The sequence below is a fragment of the Mesorhizobium sp. M0029 genome (assembly GCF_040323735.1).
In the GTDB taxonomy this organism is placed as follows: domain Bacteria; phylum Pseudomonadota; class Alphaproteobacteria; order Rhizobiales; family Rhizobiaceae; genus Mesorhizobium.
Map to the genome: position 1 here is coordinate 25,780 of NZ_JAMYVF010000011.1, position 26,667 is coordinate 52,446.

Annotated in this window: 24 protein-coding genes; 8 read left to right on the forward strand and 16 right to left on the reverse strand. The window is 63.2% G+C overall.

All coding sequences use genetic code 11. The features are described from left to right. Positions 1 to 23: 23 nt before the first annotated feature. The 10 genes from purF to NKJ76_RS18790 form a co-directional block, all read right to left on the reverse strand. Complete coding sequence (gene purF, locus NKJ76_RS18745) at positions 24 to 1,505, reverse strand: amidophosphoribosyltransferase (protein WP_023672714.1); 1,482 nt, start codon at positions 1,503 to 1,505, stop codon at positions 24 to 26. A 108-nt stretch (positions 1,506 to 1,613) separates the two neighbouring features. After that, positions 1,614 to 2,279: a CvpA family protein gene (locus NKJ76_RS18750; protein WP_023711951.1), complete on the reverse strand. Its 666-nt coding sequence runs from the start codon at positions 2,277 to 2,279 to the stop codon at positions 1,614 to 1,616. Between the two features lie 47 nt (positions 2,280 to 2,326). Then, positions 2,327 to 3,730, reverse strand: a complete 1,404-nt coding sequence (radA, locus tag NKJ76_RS18755) for a DNA repair protein RadA (protein ID WP_023685682.1) — start codon at positions 3,728 to 3,730, stop codon at positions 2,327 to 2,329. A 230-nt stretch (positions 3,731 to 3,960) separates the two neighbouring features. Next, positions 3,961 to 5,454, reverse strand: coding sequence for a replicative DNA helicase (locus NKJ76_RS18760; RefSeq protein WP_023672717.1), 1,494 nt, complete (start codon positions 5,452 to 5,454; stop codon positions 3,961 to 3,963). Between the two features lie 221 nt (positions 5,455 to 5,675). Then, a complete protein-coding gene (locus tag NKJ76_RS18765; RefSeq protein WP_352538079.1) occupies positions 5,676 to 6,653 on the reverse strand; it encodes a small ribosomal subunit Rsm22 family protein in 978 nt (325 codons plus the stop codon). Between the two features lie 157 nt (positions 6,654 to 6,810). Then, on the reverse strand, positions 6,811 to 8,145 hold the full coding sequence (locus NKJ76_RS18770) for a cyclopropane fatty acid synthase (RefSeq protein ID WP_352538080.1): 1,335 nt from the start codon (positions 8,143 to 8,145) through the stop codon (positions 6,811 to 6,813). Between the two features lie 185 nt (positions 8,146 to 8,330). Further along, a complete protein-coding gene (rplI, locus tag NKJ76_RS18775) occupies positions 8,331 to 8,918 on the reverse strand; it encodes a 50S ribosomal protein L9 (protein WP_023672721.1) in 588 nt (195 codons plus the stop codon). 267 nt (positions 8,919 to 9,185) lie between these two features. Continuing rightward, positions 9,186 to 9,434: a 30S ribosomal protein S18 gene (gene rpsR, locus NKJ76_RS18780; protein WP_006203718.1), complete on the reverse strand. Its 249-nt coding sequence runs from the start codon at positions 9,432 to 9,434 to the stop codon at positions 9,186 to 9,188. Continuing rightward, positions 9,434 to 9,934 (reverse strand): 30S ribosomal protein S6, encoded by a 501-nt coding sequence (gene rpsF / locus NKJ76_RS18785; protein WP_023672722.1) that lies wholly within the window; start codon positions 9,932 to 9,934, stop codon positions 9,434 to 9,436. Before rpsF ends, rpsR begins: the two co-directional genes overlap by 1 nt. A 312-nt stretch (positions 9,935 to 10,246) precedes the next feature. Further along, the gene (locus NKJ76_RS18790; RefSeq protein WP_352538081.1) at positions 10,247 to 12,175 is read right to left on the reverse strand and encodes an LTA synthase family protein; all 1,929 of its coding nucleotides are present in this window, start codon (positions 12,173 to 12,175) and stop codon (positions 10,247 to 10,249) included. A 277-nt stretch (positions 12,176 to 12,452) separates the two neighbouring features. Here NKJ76_RS18790 and fabD point away from each other — a divergent pair, with 277 nt between their 5' ends. From fabD to NKJ76_RS32415, 8 genes are all read left to right on the forward strand, one after another. Continuing rightward, entirely contained in the window at positions 12,453 to 13,400 is a 948-nt protein-coding gene (gene fabD, locus NKJ76_RS18795) for an ACP S-malonyltransferase (protein WP_352538082.1), read from the forward strand. A 60-nt stretch (positions 13,401 to 13,460) separates the two neighbouring features. Beyond that, positions 13,461 to 14,198: a 3-oxoacyl-[acyl-carrier-protein] reductase gene (gene fabG / locus NKJ76_RS18800; RefSeq protein WP_023752523.1), complete on the forward strand. Its 738-nt coding sequence runs from the start codon at positions 13,461 to 13,463 to the stop codon at positions 14,196 to 14,198. Positions 14,199 to 14,419: 221 nt separating this feature from the next. Next, positions 14,420 to 14,656, forward strand: a complete 237-nt coding sequence (locus tag NKJ76_RS18805; protein WP_006203723.1) for an acyl carrier protein — start codon at positions 14,420 to 14,422, stop codon at positions 14,654 to 14,656. A 34-nt stretch (positions 14,657 to 14,690) separates the two neighbouring features. Continuing rightward, a complete protein-coding gene (fabF, locus tag NKJ76_RS18810; RefSeq protein ID WP_023685687.1) occupies positions 14,691 to 15,953 on the forward strand; it encodes a beta-ketoacyl-ACP synthase II in 1,263 nt (420 codons plus the stop codon). A 202-nt stretch (positions 15,954 to 16,155) separates the two neighbouring features. Beyond that, on the forward strand, positions 16,156 to 17,412 hold the full coding sequence (mltG, locus tag NKJ76_RS18815; RefSeq protein WP_352538083.1) for an endolytic transglycosylase MltG: 1,257 nt from the start codon (positions 16,156 to 16,158) through the stop codon (positions 17,410 to 17,412). Positions 17,413 to 17,674: 262 nt separating this feature from the next. Next, positions 17,675 to 18,565: a YicC/YloC family endoribonuclease gene (locus NKJ76_RS18820; protein WP_352538084.1), complete on the forward strand. Its 891-nt coding sequence runs from the start codon at positions 17,675 to 17,677 to the stop codon at positions 18,563 to 18,565. Between the two features lie 6 nt (positions 18,566 to 18,571). Beyond that, on the forward strand, positions 18,572 to 19,246 hold the full coding sequence (gmk, locus tag NKJ76_RS18825) for a guanylate kinase (protein WP_502902320.1): 675 nt from the start codon (positions 18,572 to 18,574) through the stop codon (positions 19,244 to 19,246). A 106-nt stretch (positions 19,247 to 19,352) separates the two neighbouring features. Next, positions 19,353 to 19,817, forward strand: coding sequence for a hypothetical protein (locus tag NKJ76_RS32415; protein WP_502902321.1), 465 nt, complete (start codon positions 19,353 to 19,355; stop codon positions 19,815 to 19,817). A gap of 132 nt (positions 19,818 to 19,949) precedes the next feature. Here NKJ76_RS32415 and NKJ76_RS18835 read toward each other — a convergent pair whose 3' ends face one another. The 6 genes from NKJ76_RS18835 to lptG form a co-directional block, all read right to left on the reverse strand. Continuing rightward, positions 19,950 to 20,099 (reverse strand): hypothetical protein, encoded by a 150-nt coding sequence (locus NKJ76_RS18835; protein WP_352538085.1) that lies wholly within the window; start codon positions 20,097 to 20,099, stop codon positions 19,950 to 19,952. Between the two features lie 115 nt (positions 20,100 to 20,214). Next, positions 20,215 to 21,054, reverse strand: a complete 840-nt coding sequence (gene rsmA, locus NKJ76_RS18840) for a 16S rRNA (adenine(1518)-N(6)/adenine(1519)-N(6))-dimethyltransferase RsmA (RefSeq protein ID WP_023672732.1) — start codon at positions 21,052 to 21,054, stop codon at positions 20,215 to 20,217. A 38-nt stretch (positions 21,055 to 21,092) separates the two neighbouring features. Further along, positions 21,093 to 22,121, reverse strand: coding sequence for a 4-hydroxythreonine-4-phosphate dehydrogenase PdxA (pdxA, locus tag NKJ76_RS18845; RefSeq protein ID WP_352538086.1), 1,029 nt, complete (start codon positions 22,119 to 22,121; stop codon positions 21,093 to 21,095). 12 nt (positions 22,122 to 22,133) lie between these two features. Continuing rightward, the gene (locus tag NKJ76_RS18850) at positions 22,134 to 23,060 is read right to left on the reverse strand and encodes a peptidylprolyl isomerase (protein WP_023705354.1); all 927 of its coding nucleotides are present in this window, start codon (positions 23,058 to 23,060) and stop codon (positions 22,134 to 22,136) included. A gap of 90 nt (positions 23,061 to 23,150) precedes the next feature. Then, on the reverse strand, positions 23,151 to 25,583 hold the full coding sequence (locus NKJ76_RS18855; protein WP_352538087.1) for an LPS-assembly protein LptD: 2,433 nt from the start codon (positions 25,581 to 25,583) through the stop codon (positions 23,151 to 23,153). After that, a complete protein-coding gene (gene lptG / locus NKJ76_RS18860; RefSeq protein WP_352538088.1) occupies positions 25,583 to 26,665 on the reverse strand; it encodes an LPS export ABC transporter permease LptG in 1,083 nt (360 codons plus the stop codon). The genes NKJ76_RS18855 and lptG overlap by 1 nt, the downstream gene beginning before the upstream one ends. Positions 26,666 to 26,667 lie beyond the last annotated feature (2 nt).

Here is a 26,667-nt window from a genome sequence, read left to right on the forward strand (position 1 = left end):
CTTTCAAGGATAGCAGTTGGGCTTCACGCCCCGTTGTTCGCCAGCAGCGACAGCGTGCGCACATTGTCGTGGCCTTCGAAGTCGAGCAGGCGGGTCGGGTACTGGCCGGTGAAACAGGCGTCGCAGAATTGCGGCTGCTCATTGTCGCGGCTGGCTTCGCCGACGGCGCGGTAGAGCCCGTCAATGGTGAGGAAGCCGAGCGAATCGACACGGATGAACTCGGCCATTTCCTCGATCGACATGCGCGATGCCAACAGCTTCGACTTCTCCGGCGTGTCGACGCCGTAGAAGCACGACGCGCTGGTCGGCGGCGAGGCGATTCGCATGTGCACTTCCTTGGCGCCGGCGTCGCGCACCATCTGCACGATCTTCTGGCTGGTGGTGCCGCGCACGATCGAATCGTCGACCAACACCACGCGCTTGCCCTCGATCATCCGGCGGTTGGCGTTGTGCTTGAGCTTGACGCCCATATGGCGGATCGAATCGCCGGGCTGGATGAAGGTTCGGCCGACATAGTGGTTGCGGATGATACCGAGTTCGAAGGGGATGCCTGCCGCCTGGGAAAAGCCGATTGCCGCCGGCGTGCCGGAATCCGGCACCGGCACGACGATATCGGCCTCGACCGGGCTTTCCTGCGCCAATTCGGCGCCGATACGCTTGCGCACTTCGTAGACATTGCGGCCTTCGACCGAGGAGTCCGGGCGGGCGAAATAGACATATTCGAAGATGCAGAAGCGGGTCTTCTGCGGCTCGAAGGGGAACAGGCTCTCGATGCCCTTCGAGGTCACCACGACCATTTCGCCGGGCTTCAGGTCGCGCACGAAGCGGGCGCCGATAATGTCGAGCGCGCAGGTTTCGGAGGCCAGGATCCAGGCGCCGTCGAGGTCGCCGAGCACCAGCGGGCGGATGCCGAGCGGATCGCGGCAGCCGATCATCTTCTTGGAGGTCATCGCGACCAGCGAGAAAGCGCCTTCGACCTGACGCACGGCGTCGATGAAGCGCGAATTCAAATCGCGTTCCTTGCTGGTGGCAACGAGATGCAGCAGCGTCTCGGTGTCGGAGGTCGACGAGAAGATCGCGCCCTGCTTCTGCAGCGCGCGCTGCACGGTCATGGCGTTGGTGAGATTGCCGTTATGGGCGACGGCAAAGCCGCCATCGGCGAGTTCGGCGAAGAAGGGCTGGATGTTGCGCATGCCGGCGCCGCCGGTCGTGGCATAGCGCGTGTGGCCGATGGCACGGTTGCCTTGCAGGCTGTCGATGACGTGCTGCTTGGTGAAGGTGTCGCCGATCAGGCCGACATGGCGTTCGACATGGAACTGCGTGCCGTCATAGGAGACGATGCCGGCCGCTTCCTGGCCGCGATGCTGCAGCGCATGCAGGCCTAGCGTTACGATGGCCGCAGCGTCCTGCCGGCCGAAAATGCCGAACACCCCGCATTCGTCGTGGAAATGATCGTCTGCTTCGGCGGAAAGCACGTCGTCCGCGTCTGCCTTCGAAACTGCCATGGGGCTCAAGCTCCGCTAAAATGGCCATATAGTGCGATAGCGCCGCGAAAGCAACGTAGTCAGGCCGGAACTGCCGGGATGGCGCCTGTCAGGCACCATCCGTCCGTATCAGTTTGCCGGCGCGGCTGGGGCCGGAGCCGGAGCAGCGGGTGCGTTATCGGCCGGAGCGTCGGTCTCGTCGTCGGGCGCCGGCGTATCGTCACCGGTTGCCGGAGCATCCGCCGCCGGTGCATCGGCCGCCGGAGGCGTCTCGGCTGCCGGCTGATTCGGATTGAGCTTCTTCAGGATGGCGTTTTCCGGATCTTCGGGCAGCAGGCTTTCCAGCTTGGCGCCGATGGTCTCGAGCAGCGGCTTCGACTTGGCGTTGGCGATCCAGGCAGGGGCCTTGGCGCCGGCCAGCCAGTTGAAGAACAGCAGCGCCACGGCGACGACGAGGACGCCGCGCGCGGCGCCATAGAGGAAGCCCAGCGTACGGTCGAGCGCGCCGATCCTGGAATCGATGATCCAGTCGGCTAGCTTCATGGTGATGACGGAAACGACGATCAGCGCGATGAGGAAGACGATGCCGGCGGATGCCGCCATGGCGATCTTGTCGCTTTCGACATAGGGCTGAACGTAAGGCAGCACCGGCTTGTAGAAGAAGAATGCCGCCGCGGCGGCAGCCGCCCAGGACACGACGGACAGGATTTCGCGTGACAGGCCGCGAACCATGGCGAGCATCGCCGAGACCAGGGTGAAGCCGACGAGAATTCCGTCCAGCAGCGTAATCGGCATGTCTTTCGCCCCACTCAGATTGTCTTTCACGGCTCGGGCGAGCCGCGTCAATCTTCCACGTCGACACGGCTGCGCCGTGAGCCGGCTATGCGTGCGACGAGATCGGCAAGTTCGGTCGGCTGGAAAGCGCCGGCCCCGATCCCCCCGACAACCTCCTCGCTGCCCAAGGGCAGAACCGCACTTCCAAAACCCAGCTTTTCGGCCTCTTTAAGGCGCTGCTGCGCATGCGCAACCGGCCTCACTGCGCCCGACAGGCTGATTTCGCCGAAATAGACGCAATCGGCGGGAAGGGCAAGACCGGTGAGCGACGAAACCAGTGCAGCGGCAACCGCCAGATCGGCCGCCGGCTCGGAAATCCGGTAGCCGCCGGCGACGTTGAGGTAGACATCGTGGGTGCCGAAGCGCACGCCGCAATGGGCTTCGAGCACGGCAAGGATCATCGACAGCCGTGCGCCGTCCCAGCCGACGACGGCACGGCGCGGCGTGCCCAATGTGGACGGCGCCACCAGCGCCTGGATCTCGACCAGCACCGGACGTGTGCCTTCCATGCCGGCAAATACCGCGGCACCCGGCGATTTTGCGTGGCGTTCGCCGAGGAACAGCTCCGACGGATTGGCGACCTCGCGCAAGCCCTTGTCCGACATCTCGAAGACGCCGATCTCGTCGGTCGGCCCAAACCGGTTCTTCACCGTGCGCAGGATGCGGTAGTGATGGCCGCCTTCGCCTTCGAAATAGAGAACGGCGTCGACCATGTGCTCGACGACGCGCGGACCGGCGATCTGGCCTTCCTTGGTGACATGGCCGACCAGCACGATGGCAGCACCGGTGGATTTGGCGTAGCGGATCATCGCTTGCGCCGAGGCGCGCACCTGGGTGACGGTGCCGGGCGCCGAGTCGGCCATGTCGGTCCACAGCGTCTGGATGGAATCGAGGATGACGAGGTCCGGCCTTTTGCCGTCGGCTATTGTTGCCAGGATATCCTCGACATTGGTCTCGGCGGCAAGTTCGACCGGCGTGTCGGCGACGCCAAGCCGCTGCGCCCGCAGCCGGATCTGCGCGACAGCCTCTTCGCCCGAGACATAGACGATGCGGTGGCCCTTTGACGCGAGTGCGGCCGCGGCCTGGGTCAAAAGCGTCGACTTGCCGATGCCGGGATCGCCGCCGACCAACAGCGCCGAGCCGCGCACGAAGCCGCCGCCGGTGGCGCGGTCGAGTTCGCCAATGCCGGAGATGATCCGCGGCGCATCCTCGATGTCACCGGACAGGCTGGTCAGCACCACGGCGCGGCCCTTGCGCGCATTGCGCGTGTTGGCCGGTCCCGAGCCGATGCCGCCGGACGTGCCTTCCTCGACCAGTGTGTTCCACTCGCCGCAGGCATCGCATTTGCCGGCCCAGCGCTGATGCACCGACCCGCAATTCTGGCAGATGAACTGGACGCGCGATTTAGCCATGGAGTGATGCTGCCTGCAAATGACCGAAGGAGGGTGATCTTGCACACCCCCCTCTGGCCTGCCGGCCATCTCCCCCGCAAGGGGGGAGATCAGCAGCTTTGCGAATGGCGCTCATCTTGCGACGTTGGGGATTGGCGAAAGCAGCGACGATAGCCAATCTCCCCCCTTGCGGGGGAGATGTCCGGCAGGACAGAGGGGGGTGTGACGGAGCGCTGCGGTAGGCCAAAAAGCTACTCGAACCTCTCCGCAATATGATGCTCTTCGGCGAGGTCGGAAAACCGTGTGAACTCGCCATGGAAGGCGAGGCTCACCGAACCTGTCGGGCCGTGGCGCTGCTTGGCGACGATGACTTCGGCCTTGCCGCGCATCTCGTTCATCTCGTGTTCCCACTTGATGTATTCATCGGTGCCGGGCTTCGGCTCGCGGTTCTTCAGATAATATTCCTCGCGATAGACGAACATCACCACGTCGGCGTCCTGCTCGATCGAACCGGATTCGCGAAGATCGGACAGCTGCGGGCGTTTGTCTTCGCGGCTTTCGACCTGACGCGACAGCTGCGACAGCGCGATAATCGGAACGGAGAGTTCCTTGGCCAGCGCCTTGAGGCCGGTGGTGATCTCGGTGATTTCCTGCACCCGGTTCTGCGACGATTTCGCGCTCGACCCCTGCATCAGCTGGATATAGTCGATGACGATGAGGTCGAGGCCGCGCTGACGCTTCAGCCGCCGCGCCCGCGCCGACAGCTGCGCGATCGAGATACCGCCGGTCTGGTCGATGAACAGCGGGATCTTCTGCATGGTCTGCGAGCAGGCGACCAGCTTTTCGAAATCCATCTCTGAAATCTCGCCGCGGCGGATTTTTGACGACGAAATTTCCGTCTGTTCGGAAATGATGCGGGTGGCGAGCTGCTCGGACGACATTTCCAGCGAGAAGAAGCCGACGACGCCGCCATTGGCTGCCTTGAACGAGCCGTCGGCCTGCTGCGCCGGCTCATACATCTCGGCGATGTTGAAGGCGATGTTGGTGGCGAGCGACGTCTTGCCCATGCCCGGACGGCCGGCAATGATGATCAGATCCGACGCCTGCAGGCCACCCATGCGGCGGTCGAGATCGCGCATGCCGGTGGCGAGGCCCGACAAATGGCCGTCGCGCATATAGGCGGCGTTGGCCATGTCGACGGCGGTCTTGACCGCGTCGGTGAAGCTCTCGAAGCCGCCATCATAGCGGCCGGTTTCGGCCAGTTCGAACAGCCGCCGCTCGGCATCCTCGATCTGTTCGGACGGCGCCATGTCGACCGGCGCGTCATAGGCGATGTTGACCATGTCCTCGCCGACGGTAATCAGTGCCCGGCGCGTGGCCAGATCGTAGATGGCGCGGCCATAATCGGTGGCATTGACGACGGTGACGGCTTCGACCGCCAGACGAACCACATATTGCGCCACCGTCATGTCGCCGACCTTCTCGTCGGCCGGCAGGAAGGTTTTCAGCGTGATCGGCGTCGCCACCTTGCCCATGCGGATGAGCTCGGCCGCGACCTCGAAGATTTTCCGGTGCAGCGGCTCGTAGAAATGGCCGGCCTTGAGGAAGTCGGAGACGCGGTAGAAGGCATCGTTGTTGACGAGGATGGCGCCGAGCAGCGCCTGCTCGGCCTCGATGTTGTTCGGCGCTTCACGATAAAGCGGTTGCTGCTCCGCCACGCCGAATTTTCGCGCTGCCTCTGCCATGATGTCCCCGATTTTGATCCCGGCTTCTCGATATCAGAACGAGATAAATCGGTGCTGACCTTTCTGCATCACCGCACGACCAATCAACCTCGATGCCCCGTTGTTCACAGGGGCGGCAAACCGTCCACAGAAGAGTGTTTCCGCGCCCCGATTCCGGTTGACTCAGAAAGGCGCTGACTTTTATCCGAGTCGTTGGAACAGAGCAAGAACAATCTCGGTGATTATCCGCTTCTTCCGTCCAATGTATCGCCCCAGTCCAGTCGCCGCGCTGCCTTGAACAACTCGCCCTCGCGCTTGGTGAAAAGTGTCTCGCCGGCGCCGCCATCCGGCTGGCACAGTTTGAGCAGCACCTTGCCGGAGCCCGATTTCGGCGGCGCAATCACGCGCGGCTGACGTGCAGGCGCGGGTTGCCGCGAAGCCGCGACGTAGATGAATTTCTCGTCCTCCCACGGCACGTCGGCGTCCTTGGCCAGGCGATGCAGGCGCGAGCGGGCGACGCGGCGCGAAAAATGACACCAGTCGGGGGGCTCAAGCGGGCAGGGCGCCTCATGCGGACAAGGCGCCAGCACATGCGCCCCGGCCTCCAGCAATTGCCTGCGCACTGCCAGGATGCGCTGCCAGCCGGCCGGTGTGCCGGGCTCGACGATCAGCAGTGTGTCGCCGGTCAACTGCCAGAGCCGGCCGACAAGCTTCGGCAGCGATGCCGGCGCGATCTCGTCCAGCACATAGGCGCAGGTGACCAGATCGGCAGGCTTGAGATCGGCAAGGTCGATGGTCACGTCGCCGGCGCGCCAGTCCATCCTGGTGGCGATGGTATCAAGGGCGAGCGACTGGCCAACCTTGCGCACCGCGGCGCTTGCTTCAACCAGAACCGCCTCTTCGAGGTCGGGCCACAGGTCTGTAGTGGCCCAAAGCACCGTGCCAGGACCGGCGCCGACATCGAGCAAGCTCGTTGGCTGGAAATCGGGCCGCGCATAGGCGAGTTCGTCGAGACCGGCCCGTACCGCCGCGTAGGTCGCCGGCAGCCGCGTCGCCAGATAGGCTTTTACCGCCATCTCTTCGGCCATGTGCAGGCGCCCGTCGCGCAATTCGGCGCGGTAGCGGTCAGACAGCGTCTTCGCCGCCTGGCGCAGCACCGCCAGCGGTGTCGTTTCGAGCAGGCGCTCGACGCCTTGTCGCAGCGAAGCGGGGAGTTCCACGCTCAGGCGCCGCGTGGCGCGAGCACCGAGGCGCCGGCGAACTCGACAAGGGTGGTGGCGATGGTGGGCAGGCAGGTCATTAAAAAAGGTCTCTCGAGAACGAGACCTTTTTCAGTGTCAGAGCCGTCAATGGCAAGCGGCAATCGCAATCGAGGCGTTATTCGCGATCCGCCACCTTGCGACGGCGCGCTGGCTTGGCCGCAACGGACCTGACAGCAACGGACCTGGCGACAGCAGGCTCGACGGCCGCCGTCTCCTGACGATGCCCCATTTCTCGCATTTCCAGCGCCTTTTCGCATTTGGCCATGTAGTCGCGCGTCATCGGCAGCGTGTCGTTCTTCTTGGCGATCTGGATCTGGAAGATGACCAGATCCTGCCAGCGGAAGGCGGCTTCCGAAGCCGCCAGATAGAACTCCCACATCCTGCAGAAGCGCTCGTCATAGATGGCCTTGGCCTTGTCGCGGTTGGCGGCAAAGCGCTGGCCCCAATGCTTCAGCGTATCGGCATAGTGCAGCCGCAGAATCTCGATGTCGGTGACCACAAGGCCCGACTTCTCGATCGCCGGCATCACCTCCGACAGCGAGGGAATGTAGCCGCCCGGAAAAATGTACTTGCGGATGAAGGCGCTGGTCGCCCACGGCACGCCGGAGCGGCCGATCGTGTGCAAGAGCATGACGCCGTCGGGCTTCAACAACGTCGCCGACTTGTCGAAGAAGGTGCGGAAGTGGTTGACGCCGACATGCTCGAACATGCCGACCGAGACGATGCGGTCGAAGCGTTCGTTGAGTTCGCGGTAGTCCTTGAGGTCGAAATGCACGCGGTCCTGCAAGCCTTGCGCATGCGCCCGGTCGGTGGCGACGCCGTGCTGCTCGGTCGACAGCGTCACGCCTTGGACGTCGACATCGAAAGCCTTGGCGAGATAGAGGCCGAGCCCACCCCAGCCGGAGCCGATATCGAGCACGGTCTGGCCGGCCTTCAGCCTGAGCTTGGCGGCGATATGGCGTTTCTTGGCCATCTGCGCCTCGTCGAGCGTCATGTCCGGCTGTTCGAAATAGGCGCAGGAATACTGCATGTCGTCGTCGAGGAAGAGCCGGTAGAGGTCACCCGACAAATCATAGTGGCGCTGCACGTTGCGGCGCGCCCGTGATGCGGTGTTGATCTGCTGCAGGCGGCGAAAGGCGTGGCGCAGACCCTCGATGGCCTTCGACCAGGTGGCGTCGATACCGCCGCTGCCCATGTTCTGGAAGGCGATGCGCATCATACCCAGTACGCCGCCCTCGATGATGTCGAGTTCGCCGTCCATGTAGGCTTCCGGCACGGCCAGCATCGGATCGAAGGTAATGGCGCGCTCGGCATGCGCGGTCTTGATGTGCATATGCACCGGCTCGCCGCTGCCGTCGCCGAAAACCACTGTCGAGCCCTTCGGCCCGGTGACTTTCAGATTGCCCGTACGCACCAGGCGGTCGAGAACGCGCTTCAACAGAATATTCATCACCAAATGTCCCCTCACGGTCAGACTGGCGGACCAATTCTGCAACAATATATAGGGGTTCGAAAAGTTCCATTTGGCACAAAAATGCCCGGGCGAGAGGCCCGGGCATTGGTCCAGAAAGGCTGGATGACGAGGAAGTGATTGGAGCGCTGCTCCCTCGCTTCCCGATCAGGCCCAGTGCGGGATCAGGCGTTGTCTTCTTCGCCGCCTTCGAACTCGGTGTTCGGGTCGAAGAAGTTCTCCGGCCGTGCGTTGTCGTTGATGTCATCGCCATAGATGGCTTCGGCGGTGGTCAGCGTCTCGCCCTTGGCCTGGCGCTCGGCTTCGTCGGCCGTGCGGGCGATGTTGAGGCTGATGGTGACCTCGACTTCCGGATGCAGCGCAATCGCCACATTGGTGACGCCGATGGTCTTGATCGGCTGGTTGAGCTGGATCTGGTTGCGGTTGACCGAGAACCCTTCGGCGGTCAGCAGGTCGGCGATGTCGCGGGTCGACACCGAACCGTAGAGCTGGCCTGTCTCGCCGGCCGAACGCACGGCGATGAAGCTCTTGCCGTCGAGCTTTTCGGCAACCTGGCTGGCTTCCGACTTGCGCTCGAGGTTGCGGGCTTCGAGCTGCGCGCGCTGCCCTTCGAACTTCTTCTTGTTGGCTTCGTTGGCGCGCAGCGCCTTGCCCTGCGGCAAGAGGAAGTTGCGGGCAAAGCCGTCCTTGACCTTGACGGTATCGCCCATCTGGCCGAGGCGGGAAACGCGTTCGAGAAGAATCACTTGCATGGTTTTGTTCCTTCGTCTGGGCACCGACCGCGGGATCGGCGCCGAATTGAATGGAACAGGTCAGGAAGCTCTGAGCGCCTTGGCGCCGGTGTCGCTGTCCTGCCTGTCGCGGCAGTTAGAGGCTTTTCACCTCAACTCGGGATTTCAATGCATGTCGCCAAGAGTGGTCCCGGTTTTGGGACAACGACATGCATCATCAAATTACCCCTGCGGCGCCCGTCGCCGTGGGAGAAGGAAGCAGGCGGCGAACCGCCTGCTTCGGAGATCTTAGCGAACCACGTAGGGCAGCAGGCCGAGGAAGCGGGCGCGCTTGATCGCCTTGGCGAGTTCGCGCTGCTTCTTCTGGCTGACGGCGGTGATGCGCGACGGCACGATCTTGCCGCGCTCGGAAATGTAGCGCTGCAGAAGACGCACGTCCTTGTAGTCGATCTTGGGCGCATTGGCGCCGGAGAACGGGCAGGTCTTGCGGCGGCGATGGAACGGGCGCCGGGTCGGGATCTGATTGATGTCGACCATTATTCTGCACCTCCTTCAACGCCTTCGCGCGGACGGCGCGGACCACGATCGCCACCGGCGTCGCCAAATGAGCGCGGCGGACGATCGCCACGGTCGCCGCGGTCACGGTCGCCAAACGAGCGCGGACCACGATCACCACGGTCGCGGTCGCCGAAGCCGCCGCGTTCCGAGCGCTCTTCGCGCTTCTGCATCATGGCCGACGGGCCTTCCTCATGCGCCTCGACCTTGACGGTCAGGAAACGCAGCACGTCCTCGGACAGGCCCATCTGGCGCTCCATCTCGTTGAGCGCTGCCGGCGGGCAGTTGAGGTCCATAAGCGTGTAGTAAGCCTTCCGGTTCTTGTTGACCCGGTAGGTGAGGGACTTCAGTCCCCAGTTCTCGACCCGGCCGACGGACCCGCCATTTGCGGAGATGACGCCCTTGTACTGTTCGACAAGCGCATCGACCTGCTGCTGCGAGAGGTCCTGCCGGGCAAGGAACACATGTTCGTATAGAGCCATAGTGGTTCAGTGCCTTTCTTCGTTTCTCTCCCGGATCCTCGCGGCAAAAGCCTCTGCAACTTCTCTGACCCGCTGATCCCGAAGGGGCGGGGAAGAAAGGAGCATTTCGAGACGGTCGAGAGCGGAGACACGGGAGGCGGAAGCGCTTCTGGCCTCACACGAAGGTTTTGGGTAAAACCTCCGGCCCTCCGTTCAGCCCCCAGCAAGGACCGGCAGATTGCGGGCGTCTATATAGCAATTTGGCTGGAAGGCAAGGGTAACGCATGCTCCGGACAGCGTCCTGGCGTCGCAGGGTTGGATAAAGACCAGGCATCAACTCGTATGCGGGGTACCACCGTTGATCGTTTCGGGGAAGAAGTCCGGAGCCGCCTTACGCTTGCCGAACATCATGTCGTATTGCAGCAGGCGGTAATCGTTGATCGCCGGATCGACGTCCTTCTGCCGCGCCCAGTCCGGCGTGGCCTCACCTGACGGTGTCAAAAGCAGATTGCGGTCGACGACGCGATAGCGTTCGCGCAGCGCGCCCAGGAAGCCGGTGTAGTAGGGGTGCGTGATCCCGGCCGTTGTCAGGATGTGGTAGGGCAGGAAGGCCGGGCTCACGGCGCCCATATCCTGCGCCGGACCGGTGCGGTTAGACCAGATGACCAGCGGCGTCTGATGATGCTCCAGTGCCGCCGCCGGCGTCGGTTCCTTGCGCGGCGCGACATTGTCCTTCAGGTAACCGGTTTCGACATAGACGGGGCCGAGCGGCGGCAGATGGTCGCCGAAGAAGGCGATGACCGTCGGCCGGTCGCGCTTCTTCGCCCATTCGATCAGCCGCTCGAGGCCGCGATCGGCATCGGCGGAGCCTTCGGCATAGCTGAGCAGCGATTCCCGCGCCCATGTGCTGATCGGCGCCGCGACCTTGTGGGTCGGATTGTAATAGCGGTACGGCTCGTAGGGACCGTGGTTCTGCAGGCTGACGGCGAAGAAGAACACCGGCCGCTCGCTGGCGTCGGCCTCTGCGATGATCTCGTCGGTCATCGACGCATCGGAAGCCAGCGGCCCGCGCTTTTCCAGTGGCGGCAGCGTCTCTTCCGAGCGGAAATCGTTGAAACCGAAATCGGCATAGACGGCGCCTCTGTTCCAGAACCAGTTGGTGCCCGGATGGATGGCGCGCGCCCGGTAGCCCTCGCTTTTCAGGAAGGTCGCCAGCGACGGCGTCGGCGTGCGCACATATTGCTGGTAGGGGATCGAGCCTGCCGGCAGGAAGGCATTGGAAAAGCCGGTCAGCGCCTCGAATTCGATGTTGGCGGTCATGCCGCCGAATTCCGGCGAAAACATATAGCCGGAACGCAGCGCCCGCACATTGGGGATCGGGTCAGGCGTGATTGTGACGCCGGGCAGCTTGGTCGGATCCCAGAAAGATTCGCTCATCACCACGATGATGTCGGGTTTCTCATCCGGTACCGAGGCCGCCACAGCAGGCCTGTCGATAGCGTCGATCGCCTTGTCGGAATAGCCCGCCGGCGCCGAGACATGCGCCATCGGCACGTTGAGCGCGAAGGCCAGCGCAAACCCGTTGGAGGCGTAGTTCTCCTTCTGGTCCCACATGATCGGGATGATCTGCAGCCGGTCGCGGGTCCATGAGAAGGTGGCGTAGTCCATGATCGAGACGAAGAAGGCGAGCAGCGGCACTGCCAGCGTCAGCCGCGCCAGCCGCCCTTTGCGGCTGAGGATCGGAACCTTGCGGCGCCACAACCGCCAGCCATAGATCAGCAGCGACAGGCCGGCGACGATGCCGACCGCCATGGCGAGCGCCGTCCAGGGCCGCTCGCGCACCAGGAGCGGCATCAGTGCCATGATCTGGCGCGAATAAAGAAAATCGGTTGGGTAGAGCGGATCGCCGAGATAATGCGACTTCTGATGCCCGACAAAGGCCAGCGCCAGCGTCAGCGGCGCCACGATCATCAGGCTCTGGTGACTGCGGCCAAGCACGGCGTCCAGTCCCATCAGCACCAATGCAAAGACAATGATGGTGGTCCAGCCCGGCTTGAATGGCTGCAGGAAGAAGTCGACTGTGCCGAAGAAGTCGCCGCGCACGATCCATTCGATGGCGAACACCAGGATGGCGGAGGCAAGCAGCGTGACCAGACCGTAGCGGATGACCGGCCATCTGCGCCCCGGCAGGTAGCCGGTGGACGGATCGTCTTCCAAGAACTGTGGCGCGGATACGGCCGCGCCCTTCCTGATCCTAGCCACGTCTCTTCCCCCGGCCCAAGCAACGCGCATTTCCACTCGCGCCACCGTTCTGTCATAGAACTGTCATGCAAAAGCTAGCGCCTGTGGCGAAAATAAGAAGAGCCAGCAAACGATTCGTGAGCGGTTTTCATCAGGTGTGATCGGCGAAAAGCCTTTGGGAACAGGGACTCGAGGTCAGCTCCGGTTCAAGCGAGAGCGGAAATGCCGCCTCCGGGCTTGACTTGACGGTCCGCCTTGCGTCACAGGCAGGAAAAATCAGCCGCTGGAGAGCGCCCAAATGGCCGTCGCATTCACCTTTCCGGGACAGGGCAGCCAGGCTGTCGGCATGGGCAAGGACCTCGCCGACGCCTTCCCCGAGGCACGCAGGGTGTTCGAGGAAGTCGATGATGCGTTGGGCGAAAAGCTGTCGAAACTGATCTGGGAAGGCCCGGAAGAGGCGCTGACCCTGACTGCCAATGCCCAGCCGGCGCTGATGGCGGTCTCGCTGGCGGGAATCCGCTCGCTGGAAGCGCGCGGCTTTTCGCTGAAGGACAAGGTTGCCTACGTTGCCGGTCATTCGCTCGGCGAATATTCCGCCCTTGCCGCGGCCGGTTTCGTTTCGGTCGCCGATGCCGCCCGGCTGCTGCGCATCCGCGGCAACGCCATGCAGGCGGCGGTGCCGGCCGGCGAGGGCGCCATGGCGGCGATCATCGGACTGGAACAGCCCGACGTCGAAGCCGCTTGCACCGAGGCCGCAACGGGATCCGGCAAGGTCTGCCAGATCGCCAACGACAATGGCGGCGGCCAGCTGGTGATCTCCGGCGCCAAGGCAGCGGTGGAACTCGCCGCGAAACTGTGCACCGAAAAGGGCGCCAAGCGGGCGCTGATGCTGCAGGTCTCGGCCCCCTTCCATTCGGCGCTGATGGCGCCGGCGGCCGATGTCATGCGCGAGGCGCTGGCCGGGGTGACCAAGAATGCACCGGTGGTGCCCGTCGTCTCCAACGTCACTGTAGTCCCGACCAGCGACCCCGACGAGATCGCGCGCCGCCTGGTCGAGCAGATCACCGGCCGCGTGCGCTGGCGCGAAACGGTGGAGTGGTTCGGCGCCAATGGCGTCGCCACGCTCTATGAGATCGGCGCCGGCAAGGTGCTGTCGGGCCTGGCGCGGCGGATCAACCGCGACATCGCCACATCGGCCGTCGGCACGCCGGCCGAAGTCGAGGCGGCGCTGGCCGCGCTTGCATAATCCACTGGCGATTCAACCCCTCCCGTGGGAAGGGTGTTCTCTTAAGATCAGGAGACGAAAATGTTCGAACTGACCGGCCGCAAGGCGCTCGTCACCGGCGCATCGGGCGGCATTGGCGAGGCGATTGCCCGGGTGCTGCATGCGCAAGGCGCCATTGTCGGCCTGCACGGCACCCGCATCGAGAAACTGGAGACCCTGGCCGGCGAACTCGGCGACCGGGTAAAGCTGTTCCCGGCCAATCTTGCCGACCGTGACGTGGTCAAGGCGCTTGGCCAGAAGGCCGAAGCCGAACTCGAAGGCGTCGACATACTGGTCAACAATGCCGGCATCACCAAGGACGGCCTGTTCGTGCGCATGGCGGACGCGGATTGGGACAGCGTGCTGGAGGTGAACCTCACCGCAGTGTTCCGGCTGACCCGCGAGCTGACCCATCCGATGATGCGCCGCCGCCATGGCCGCATCATCAACATCACCTCGGTGGTCGGCGTCACCGGCAATCCTGGCCAGACCAATTATTGCGCCTCCAAGGCCGGCATGATCGGCTTTTCCAAGTCGCTGGCGCAGGAGATCGCCACCCGCAACATCACCGTCAACTGCGTCGCCCCGGGCTTTATCGAATCGGCCATGACCGACAAGCTCAACGACAAGCAGAAAGACGCGATAATGGCCGCGATCCCGACGCGCCGCATGGGCACGAGTGTTGAAGTGGCGTCGGCCGTCGCCTATCTCGCCTCCAACGAGGCAGCCTACGTCACCGGCCAGACCATCCATGTCAACGGTGGCATGGCCATGATCTGACGGGATATTGCCGGGTGATAAGAAGACATGGCCGGCTTGTGAAAAGAGACCATTTCGCCTTGGACCTCGGCCATTTTTCGTGTAATGCGGCCCGCAACCCGGCGGTTCGGGCAAAAACCGGTCCGGCATCGTTGCGTTTCCGGCAGGACCATCTTTCAGCTTGATTAGCGGCATTCTGCCCGCTAACGAAGACAGACAAACAAAAGACGAGGATGCCCCAAATGAGTGACACCGCAGAGCGCGTCAAGAAGATCGTCATCGAACATCTTGGCGTCGATGCCGACAAGGTGACGGAGCAGGCGAGCTTCATCGATGATCTGGGCGCGGACAGCCTCGACACGGTCGAACTCGTCATGGCGTTCGAAGAAGAGTTCGGCGTCGAGATTCCGGACGATGCGGCCGAGACCATCCTGACCGTCGGCGATGCCGTGAAGTACATCGACAAGGCTTCGGCCTGACACTATCCGCAGTCATCACCGGGGAGGACCTGCGATGAGGCGTGTCGTCGTCACGGGCCTTGGCCTGGTTTCGCCGTTCGGCATGGGCTTCGAGCACAGCTGGAAGGAACTTCTGACCGGCCGCAGCGCCGCCAAGCGCGTCACCGAGTTCGAAGTGGAAGATCTTGCCTGCAAGATCGCCCACGTCATTCCTCGCGGTGACGGCACCAACGGCACGCTCAATCCCGAAGCCGTGCTCGAGCCCAAGGAACTGCGCAAGATCGGCGACTTCATCCTTTACGGGATTGCGGCCGCCGACGAAGCGCTGAAGGATTCCGGCTGGGAGCCCAGCACCGAAGCCGAGCGCTGCGCCACCGGCGTCATGATCGGCTCCGGCATTGGCGGCCTCGAGGGCATCGCCGAGAACGCTATCATCCTGAAAGAGCGCGGACCGCGCCGTATCAGTCCATTCTTCATTCCCGGCAACATTATCAACCTGGTATCTGGCCAGGTATCGATCCGGCATGGGCTGAAAGGCCCCAACCACGCCGTCGTCACCGCCTGCTCGACCGGCGCGCACGCCATTGGCGATGCCGCCCGGCTGATCATCTTCGGCGATGCCGACGTGATGCTGGCCGGCGGCGCGGAATCGCCGGTGACCAGACTATCGCTTGCCGGCTTCGCTGCTTGCCGGGCACTGTCCACCGACCGCAACGACACGCCTGAGAAGGCCTCGCGTCCCTATGACCGCGACCGTGACGGCTTCGTCATGGGCGAGGGCGCCGGGGTCGTCGTGCTGGAAGAACTCGAACACGCCAAGGCGCGCGGCGCCAAGATCTATGCCGAGGTCACCGGCTACGGCCTGACCGGCGATGCCTATCACATCACTGCACCGGCCGAAGACGGCGACGGCGCCTTCCGCTGCATGACGGCGGCGCTGAACCGGGCCAAGCTGACGCCCGCCGACGTCGACTACATCAACGCGCACGGCACCTCGACCATGGCCGACACGATCGAACTCGGCGCCGTCGAGCGGCTGGTCGGCAACGCCGCCTCGAAAATCTCGATGTCGTCGACCAAGTCGTCGATCGGCCATCTCCTGGGTGCCGCGGGCGCCGCCGAGGCGATCTTTTCGATCCTCGCTATCAGAGACAACATCGCGCCAGCCACCATCAATCTTGACAACCCGGAACGCGAAACCGCGATCGATCTTGTTCCGAACACGCCACGGCATCGCCAGGTCGACGTGGCGCTGTCCAACTCCTTCGGCTTCGGCGGCACCAACGCTTCGCTGGTATTCCAGCGTTATACAGGCTGATTGCGGTATCGACCGGCGCGCCAGCGGTCTGTCGTCAATTTTGCCATATTCAAGCCTACTCTGCCGCTGGGGATTCGTCGCATCGGCCTGAAACCGAAGGCGCTTTTTTTAAAAGCACGATGCGTAGGCTTGAAATGTTAGGGCACGCTGTGCGTCCAATCGGGCGCATGGTCGCTCTAAGAGATCAGATGGTAGGGCGCTAATGAACACCAATCCGGGCGGCAGCGGACAATTCGGACAAAACCAGCAGACCGGCCCGATCGTGCCGAAGACCGCGGCCGAAGCTTTGCGCCCGGAAGCCGGCACACCACCACCAAAGCGCTCGCGCGCCTCGCGCAGCCAAGTCGTCGTGTTCATGAACTTCGTCATCTCCGCGGTGATGTTGATGATCCTCGCCGCCGGCGTTTCGCTCTATTTCGGCAAGCAGGCATTCAACGAACCGGGCCCGTCGGTGGCCGGCGACACCTTCCTGGTCAAGCCGAGCACCGGCGTCCAGGATATTGCCGACCAGCTCGAACGGCGTGGGCTGATCAGCGATGCCCGCATCTTCCGCATCGCCGTGCGGGTCTATGGCAATGATTCAGCGCTGAAGGCAGGCGAATACGAGATAAAGCCGCGCGCCTCCATGCGCGACATCATGGAGCTTCTGAAGAGCGGCAAGTCGGTGATGTATTCGCTGACCATTCCCGAGGGCCTGACGGTCGAGCAGGCGCTGCAGCGCATCGCCGAGCAGGATGCGCTGACCGGCGACATGCCGGCCGCCAAGCCGGCTGAGGGCAGCCTCGCCACCGACACGCTGCGCTTTACCCGCGGCGCCACGCGCCAACAGATGGTCGACAAGCTGCTGGCCGACCAGAAGAAGCTGATCGACGAGGTCTGGCAGCGGCGCGCGCCCGACCTGCCTCTGGCCAATGTCGACGACTTCGTCATCTTGGCCTCGATCGTCGAAAAGGAAACCGGCCGGGGCGACGAGCGCTCGCGCGTTGCCGCCGTCTTCCTCAACCGTCTTGCCAAGGGCATGCGGCTGCAATCCGATCCGACCATCATTTACGGCCTGTTCGGCGGCAAGGGCAAACCCGCCGACCGGCCGATTTATCAATCTGACATCCAGAAACAGACGCCTTACAACACCTATCTGATCAATGGCCTGCCGCCGACGCCGATCGCCAATCCCGGTCGCGCCGCGCTCGAAGCCGTCGCCAACCCGTCGAAGACCGATGATCTCTATTTCGTCGCCGACGGCACCGGCGGCCACGTCTTTGCCACCACGCTTGCCGAGCACAATGAGAACGTTGCCCGCTACCGGGCACTGCAGAAGAAGCAGGCTGAAGACGCCGCCAAGGGCGCCAAGACTCCGGGCCAGACCGATGCGCCGGCGGATGGCGACGACAACGGTGACGCAAGTGGCGATGCCGCCGGTGACAGCGGTGATGCCGGCGATACGGGTGCCGCCCAGTAGCAGGCCGGCGCTTTCAGACGGATCGACCTTAAGCGACGCGGACAGAGGCGGACGCGCTGCTGCTTTGAACGAGTAGCGCGGTTCGAAGCGTTTTCGGTCTTGCTCGGGTGCCTCTGCATCTCGATTTCAGCCCTGCGAGATCGAAACGACAGCGGAAATCAACATCCTGCCGGTATTGCGATTCTGACATTCGCGCTGCCCGTGATATCGAACGCATGCGCAATTGTTAGAATCGGACCATCAGGGAGACACGAGCCGCATCATGAATTTGCAGAGCATGACCGGATTTGCACGCACTGTTGCCGAACATGACGGCGCCTCGATCGCCTGGGAGGTCAAGTCGGTCAACGGCAAGAGCGTCGAGGTCAGGTTGCGGCTGCCGCAAGGTTTCGAGCGGCTCGAACCGACTGTGCGGCAGACGCTGCAGAAGCGCTTTTCGCGTGGCAATTTCCAGGCGACGCTGACCGTCGGCCGCGCCGCCGGCCAGCAGGCGCAGCCAGTGGTCAACGAAGCCTTCCTCAGGGATCTGGCGGGCTTGGCCAAGCGGCTGCAGGACCAGTTCGGTGTTGGTCCGGCAACTGCCGACGGTCTGCTTTCCCTGCGCGGCGTGCTCGATATCCCTGAAACCAGCGAAACCGAGGAGGTGCGGGCAGCACTCGACGCGTCAATCCTGTCGGCGCTGGAAACGGCGCTTACAGGCCTCGAGCAGGCACGCCAGAGCGAGGGCGAAGCGCTGCGTTCGCTGCTTTCCGGCCATATCGACGCCATCGAAGCGTTGACGCTTCAAGCCGAGGCCGACCCGTCGCGCGAGCCGGCGGCAATCCGCGAGCGGATCGCCGAACACGTGCGGCTGCTGATGGATGCGTCGGCCAATCTCGATGCCGGCCGGCTGCACATGGAAGCGGCGTTCCTGGCCACCAAGGCCGATATCCGTGAAGAGATCGACCGGCTGAAGACGCATGTGGCGTCGGGCAGAGCGCTGCTGGCAAGTGGCGGCGCCATCGGCCGCAAGCTCGATTTTCTGGCGCAGGAATTCAACCGCGAATCGAATACGCTGTGTTCCAAGTCGAACGCCGCCACTGTCACCGCCATCGGGCTGGAACTGAAGGCGGTGGTCGACCAGTTTCGCGAACAGGTCCAGAATCTGGAGTAAACCCGAATGGGTGGCAAGGAGCCGATGGTTGCCAGGGATCTCGGATCCCGCATTCGCCGCCGCGGGCTGATGCTGGTTCTGTCGTCGCCGTCGGGCGCCGGCAAGTCGACGATCGCGCGCAACCTGCTGGAAAGCGACGGCAGCCTGGAATTATCGGTCTCGGTGACTACCAGGCCACGCCGCGGCTCGGAGATCGAGGGCGTCCACTATCACTTCCGCACCACGCGCGAGTTCGAGCGACTGCGCGATTCCGACGCATTGCTCGAATGGGCCGAGGTGCACGGCAATTGCTACGCGACGCCGCGCGAGCCGGCCGAACTGGCGCTGGCGCAGGGCCGTGACATGCTCTTCGACATCGACTGGCAAGGCGCCCAGCAGCTCAAGGAGAAGATGCGCGCCGACATCGTCTCGATCTTCATCCTGCCGCCGTCGATGAAGGAATTGAAGTCGCGCCTCAAGCGCCGCGCCGAGGACCAGGAGCACGTGATCGAGACCAGGCTGAAGAACGCCCGCAACGAGATCGAGCACTGGAAGGAATATGACTTTGTCATCGTCAACGACGATCTCGACCGCGCCTTCGCCGAAGTGCGTGGCATCGTGACGGCGGAAAGGCTGCGGCGCGACCGCCGGCCCGGGCTGTTCGAATTCGTCTCGGGGTTGCTGGACGAGAAGACGGAATAGGCAGCTGTCGTTCCCCGATGGCCGGCTGTCCCCATGAAGGCGTCTTTGGCAAACGATCTGGCAATATGACGCTGTGGGCATCTGTTACTGGCTGGCGATATCTTTTATGAGTTCTGCCAATGGGGTTTCCTCGCCGGCAAAGCTCTCAATCATCGCATTCAGGACGTTTTCGCGACCGAGCATATCGGCACTGAATGGGAATCCCGCATTCTCCATCAGCATTGCGGCCGTTGCCTTCGCGAAACGGGTGGACGGCATTGATTTCGGCCAAAACATGCGCGGCCCGAACGGCGAAGGCGTCGAGGTCGAGTTCGCAGAGATAATCACCGTCGGCGAGTTCGCCGAAAATTCTATGCATTTCCTGGTTGATATACTCAGGATAGCAGAACCAGTTGCCCCCCTTGCCGATGCGGATGGCGCGAACCTCTCCCGCCCATTCATAAACGTCCTGGAACAGGTGATGATGGACAGCCTTGTAGTGCTCGAAATCCAGACGGCCTGCGGGGATATGTTCGTCGCCTGGTCAGGAAAAGTGCCAACTCGAATTCATCGAGTAGGGCCTGGTCTTTGATATTCAGCCTGTTGCGGAGAACGGTCGTGCCTGGGTAGCACAGCGGATCATGTTCAGCGGCATAGACCACCTGCCGATCCTACTTCTTGCGGGTTACTTGGTCCTTGATAAGCGCCCTGCGCTCATCTCCGCTCAGGCCGCGCTCACGGCTTCCTTCAGAATGAAGCCCATACGTTGCGATAGCTTCAAGCCTTCAACCGCGCTGATTTTTTCGCCCCTGCCGCTGGTCAGCACAAACTGGCCATTTTGGGTCGGCCGGTGGCTTAAGGTACTCTTTTTCATATGACGACAATATCACGCTCGGCGACTCACCGGCAACTGCATGCCGCTATATGCTGCTTGTCGTCGCTGTCACACAGGATGCGATTTGGGTCCACGGCCGCGCCAGCGCCGCCGGTCAAACCGCGTTTGTCAGCCGCACGAATTCCTCGACGCTGAGCGTCTCCGCACGCCGGGTCGGATCGATGCCGGCGCGCGTCAGCAGTGCCTCGCCACCCAGGCTCTTCACGCTCTGCCGCAGCATCTTCCGGCGCTGGCCGAAAGCGGCTTCGGTGACGCGGCCGAGTTTTTTCACGTCGGTTGACAAAGGGTTGGCGCGCGGCACCAGATGCACCACCGAGGACGTTACCTTGGGGGGCGGCGTGAACGCTTGAGGCGGCACGTCGAAGGCGATCCTCGCCTCGGTCCGCCAGCCCGCCAGCACGCCGAGCCGGCCATAAGCATCGCCGCCGGCACCGGCGACAATGCGCTCGGCCACCTCGCGCTGGAACATCAGCGTCATCGATTGATAGAAGGGCGGCCAGTCCGCCATGGTCAGCCAACGGATCAACAGCTCGGTGCCGATATTGTAGGGCAGGTTGGCGGCAATCCTCACCGGGCCACCGCCTTGTGACGCGGCATTGGCAAGAGCGGCAAAATCCGTCTTCAGCGCGTCGCCGCTGATCACCTCGAGCCGGCCCGGATAGTGGTTGGAGACCTCGGCCAAGGCCGCCAGGCAGCGTTCGTCGCGCTCGATGGCGACGACGCGACGGGCACCGGCAGAGAGCAGCGCCCTGGTCAGCCCGCCGGGGCCGGGGCCGACCTCGATCACCGTGCTGTCGCTGAGGTCGCCGGCGACCCGCGCGATCTTGCCGGTCAAATTGAGGTCGAGCAGGAAATTCTGGCCAAGCGCCTTCTTTGCCTGCAGTCCATGGCGCTCGATCACCTCGCGCAGCGGCGGCAGCCCGTCAATGCTCATGAATTTTGGGCTCATGATTTGGGCTCATGATTTTTGGCTCATGCAGCTGCGGGCTTTGCGCCGGTATCGGCCAGCCGGCGGGCCAGCTTCAGCGCCGCGATCAGGCTGTCGGGACGTGCGATGCCCTTGCCGGCGATGTCGAAGGCTGTGCCGTGATCGGGCGAGGTGCGGATGAACGGCAGGCCAAGCGTGACGTTGACGGCCTCGTCGAAGGCCAGCGCCTTGGCCGGGATCAACGCCTGGTCATGGTACATGCAGACCGCCACGTCGTAGCCGGCGCGGGCGCGCGCATGAAACATCGTATCGGCCGGCAGCGGCCCGAAGGCATCGATGCCTTGCGCCCGCAACATGTCGACCGCAGGACGAATGATGCGCTCGTCCTCTGTCCCCATGGCGCCGCTTTCGCCGGCATGCGGATTGAGGCCGGCAAGCGCGAGCCTCGGCCTGGCGATGCCGAAACGGCGTGCAAGATCGCCGGCGGTGATGCGCGCGATGGCAACGATCAGCTCCGTCGTCAGCGTCTTCGGCACCTCGGCCAGCGCGATGTGGATGGTGACAGGAACGGTGCGCAATTCGGGGCCGGCGATCAGCATCACCGGCGTCGCCGTGCCGCCGGTGTGGAGCGAGGCCAGATGCGCCAGATATTCGGTGTGACCGGGAAAGCCGAAGCCGGCATCGTAAAGCGGCTTCTTCGCGATCGGACAGGTGACGACCGCGGCCGCGTGACCGGCAAGGCAGTCGGCGACGGCGCGATCGATGGCCTCGATGATGCCGGCGGCATTGGCCGGGTCGGGCCGGCCGGGATCGTCGGTGAAGTGGGCCGCCAGCGGCACCACGGGCAAGGCGTGTTGAAAGACACCAGCTGCTTGGGCCGGCACCGTCTCGGCGATTGCCACCGCCGCGCCGAGCCGGCGCGCCCGCGCGGCAATCAGCGCCGGATCGGCGAGAAGATAGAAGGGCGCGGCACCGGAACCGCGGGCGCTCTGCCACGCGGCAATGGCGATTTCCGGACCGACGCCGGATGGATCGCCGACGCTCAGCGCCAGCGGAAGCTCTGTCTCACGCACGGCTGGGCCGGTTCAGCGCGTAACGATCTTGGCTTTCGCCTTCAGCTCTTCGACATATTTGGCCGAGAGCTCGTCGGCGTTCTTGTCGCTGCCTTCGCTCTGGAACACCATCTGGGCCGCCTTGTCGTCGGAAACCTCGCGCGACGAGCAGATGCCGATGAATTCAATGCCGCGATCGGTCTCGCGCACGGCCGTGGCGCCGCCCAGCTTGGTGGCCTTGATCTGCTCGGCCCAGTCCGGCGGCAGTTGTGGCGCCAGCAATCGGGGGAGGTCGCGAACGGTGACGTCGATCAGGCCCTTGGCGAATTCACGCGTGGTGTTGCAGCCATTGAAGCGGGCTCGCATGGCTTCGGCCTCGCGCTTGCGTTTGGCGAGTGTGGCACTGCGCTCGGCCTTCGGCACCACGAAGATCACCTGCTGCAGCATGTACTCGGTGGCGCTTGGCTTGGCGCCGCCTTTTTCGAGCATGCGCTTGACCAGATCCTGTTCGCTCACCTCCCCGCCGCCGCCGCCGTAGCGTGCGCTCAGCGCCTGGTTCCACGCCATCTGGGAGCGGATGAATTCCTTGAAATGCTCCTTGGTCACGCCGGACTGCGCCATGACACCGTCGAGCTGCTTGAGCTGCATCTTGTTGCTCGAGGCAAAGCGCTGATAGGCAGCCTCTACCTGGGCGTCGGAGATGCGGATGCCGAGACGCCTGGCCTCCGCCATACGCAGCGTCTGGTCGATCATTTCCTGACCCGCGTCACCCTTCTTGCGCTGCAGTTTCAGGAAGGCAGCCCGGTGCGCGATGTCGCCGGTGGTGATCGGCATGTTGTTGACGACATACTTGATTTCACTGGCGAAGGCCGGCGGTACCATCGTGGTGACAGAGACCGAGGTCGCCGCGAACAGGAGCGCGAATCCTGCCGAAAACAGGTATTTCCTCATCGAAAGCATCCCATTCTAGCCCGGTTTTGGCCGATTCCAGCCCGATATTGGCGAAATCCGTGCCCGCTTTATGCGGCAAAACGATGTCGTCAGCCGGCTCTACTGGATGGAGTCGATCGAGCTTTGGGACGAGCCGAAATCGCCGAGCGTGCGGAACGACAGGTTGAAGCCGACATTCTGCGACACTTCCTTGGTGTTGATGTCGCGTGATTCCGAGTACGTCATCAGGTAGGTGAAGCAGGAATCATTGTAGGCAAAGCCGACGCCGTCCTTGACCAGCACGCTTTGTTGCAGGTCGTAGGTGCCGGTGCCGAAGACGCGCCAGTTTTCGGCCAGGTGTGTCGAGGCGCCGAGCGTGACTTCGTGGCGGTCGGTGGTGAAACCATAGAGCGGCTGCGCCTGGATGAAGGCGTATTTGGCGCTCAGCGAAACCGGCAGCCCGGAATAGGCGGCCTTCACCTCGGCACGGCGAACTTCGAAGGTCTGCTCGTCGAAGCGGCCGCTGAGCGAACCGGAGAAGCCGCTCGGGCTGCTGAAGCCGACAAGGCCGACATAGTCGGAGGTCGAAGTCTCCAAGCCGGAATCGGCGCCCGCATTGACCAGATCCGGTGAATCGAACGAGTTGCGCCCGCCCAACTGGTAGGATTGGCCGAAGATCGCGTTGGTGCCCCAGCCACTGTCGTAGGCGCCGGAATAGCGGAACCCGACATTGGCGCGGCTGCCGCCTTCGACGCGGTCGTAGCCGGAGAACTTGTCGCGCTCGAACAGGGTCGTGGCGTCGAAGACGAAGCTCTGTGCATCCTCGTTGGGAACGGCGAGCCCGCCGACATACTGCTCATTCGGGCGCATGAAGACCTGCGCCATCGGCTCGACGATATGGCTGGAGCCGGTCATCGAGAACAGCACCGGCCAGCGCATTTCAAGTCCGGCGGTCGCCATGTACCGGGCGAAGGAAGACCGCATGTCGTCGGCGGCACCGACATTCGTTGCCATCTGGTTTACCGCAGTCAGCGAAGCCGAAGAAGCGTTGAGATAGTCGACGTCGCCCTGCAGAGCCAGAAGGGGCGTCAACTGCAATCCGCCGTCTGTGGTGAAGGTACGCTTCCATTCGGCCTCGGCGGTGAGGCGACCGGATTCGCCCTCGATGCCGCGCACGCGCTGGACGCCTGAGCCCGGCACATAGGGGGTAAAATAGGCCTGGTCGAGATCGTCGCGGCGGATGATGCGCGCATTGACGTTGAACGACAGCTGGCCGCCGGCCACCGACATGTCGGGGATGTAGGCGTAGTCGAGCGACGGCAACACCCAGGGCTGCTTGTCGCTGCGCGATGCGACGTTGCCGTCCGGTGTGTTCTCCTGAACCTGGAAGCGCATGGCGCGCACATCGAAATAATTGCGGTCGTTTAGGCCGGTCAGGTAGACCGACGATTGATGCACGGCGTCGTTGTAGCCTTCGATCGTATAGGTACGCGAAAAATTCTTGTCGGTCTGAAGCAGGATATCCCAGCCGAAGTCCCAGCGCGGATTGATGGCGAACTGGCCCTTGGTGCCCATCATGCCGCGGAACTTGTTCGGATCGCCTGCTGGCCCCGAATTGACATTGTAGCCGCCGGGGAAAGCCGCGAAATCACGGAAAGCGCCAGGGTCCTGCTGGTTGATTCCGGCAAGCTTCAGCGTGTATTGGCCATTGTTGAAGCGCTGGCGCCACTCGGCCTCGCCGAGGAAACCCTGCTTGGTGTAGCCGCTGCCGGTAACGGTGAGGTCGTAGGTCGGCGACAAAGCGAAGTAGTAGGGGACTTTGACGCCGACGCCGAGACGATTGTTGTAGCCGATGCTGGGGATCAGGAAGCCGCTTTTGCGCTTGACCGTCGGGTCGGCGATCTCGAACGCCGGCAGATAAGCCAGCGGGAAACCGAATAATTCGAAATTCGCGTTCTCGAAGCGAACCGTTTTCTTTTCGCCGTTCCAGATGATCTTCCTGGCTTTGATCCGCCAGGTCGGCGCCTTGTCCGGCTTGTCTTCGCAAGGCTCGCAGGCCGTATAGACGCCGTTGTGGAACGTTGTCAGCACGCCGCCCATGCGCTCGGCGCTTTCGGCGGCGAAATAGGCTTTTTCGGGCGTTTCGACGCGCAGCGCATTGACGAAACCGTCAGCGAAATCGTCGGTAATATCGATATGCTGCGAGTTGATCTTGGTGCCGTCGCTGTTGACGATCTCGACATTGCCGCTGGCAACCAGCCGCTTGGTGTTTCGATCATAGACGACGCGCTGGGCGACGAGCTTGTTGCCGCCATAGTCGATCTGGACGCCGCCGATGGCGGTGACCGTCTGGTTGTCGTTGTTATAGACGAGCGTGTCGGCCGCCAGCAGCATCTGGGAGCCGGAGGGAACCTTCGTTGCCACGTCGGTAACGTCCTGCGCCAGCGCAGGGCCCGTCAGCACGCCGCAGGCGAGCAGGCATGCCAAGGCGCTCGCCGAATAGAGGCGCGCCAAACCGGCCTGCCTATGGCTGCGCAAAGCCGCCTCCCTCACTAGCCGTCTTCCTTGTATAGCAGGAATGTCACCCCAAAGAACATAGCCACGACAACCGGAACCCATGCAGCCACGGCTGTGGGCACGAATCCCGCAACGCCGAATGCCTTGACCAATACCGAAACGACATAAAGCAGAAAGCCGGCGAGGACGCCACCCAGAATCATCGTTGCCGACTGCCCCATCCTCGCAAATCGCATTGAAACTGTTGCCGCAATCAGCGTCATGGCCACAAGCAGGAACGGTAACGCCACCAGCGAATCGAACTGCATGGCGAAGGCATTTGCCTTGAGGCCGAAGGAGCGGGCAACCTCAATCTTGCCGGGAAGGTCGTAAAACGGGATGGTTTCGGGGCGCGCCAGCCGTTCCTGCACGAATTCCGGCTTGAGGTTGGTCGGCAACTGGTCGGTCGTTTCGGAACGGATGTTGCCGTCCTTGAACACCTTGACGTCCTGCAATTCCCAGTAGCCGTCGCGCAGAAAGGCCCGGGCGGCGTCCTTGCGCTCGACGATATTGCCCTGCGGATCGAGGACGAAGAACACGGTGTCGGCCATTTCCAGGCCCTGGTTCAGGATGGCGCGGGCGCCGATGATGGTATCGCCGGAGTTGGTTTTCTGGCGGATCCACGGCGTGGCATCGGCCGCCACCGCGTTCGAATTGCCGGATCGCAGCTGGTTTTCCATCTGCTCCGACCATGAGAAGCCATGCGCGGCGATCGGATTGAGCACGCCGACCGACAATATGCCGAATAACAGCGCACCGATGCAGCAGGGCAACAGAAACTGCCAGGCCGACACTCCGGCCGAGCGCGCAATCACCAGCTCGTATTTTCGGTTGAGCGAGACCAGCGTCGCCATCGCCGAGAACAGGCCGACGAACGGCACCGTCTGCAGCATGATCATCGGCATCCTCAGCGCCGAGATGGCGACCGCCGTGCCGTAGGTGAAGCCCGGCAGGCCGGTGATGCGGTCGGACAGCTCGGTGAAGTCGATCAGGAACACCAGCGCCAGAAGGCCGATGAAGAACCAGATCGTGATCGACACGTAGCGAAAGAAGAAGTAGCGGCCCAGGGTCCAGCCCATCG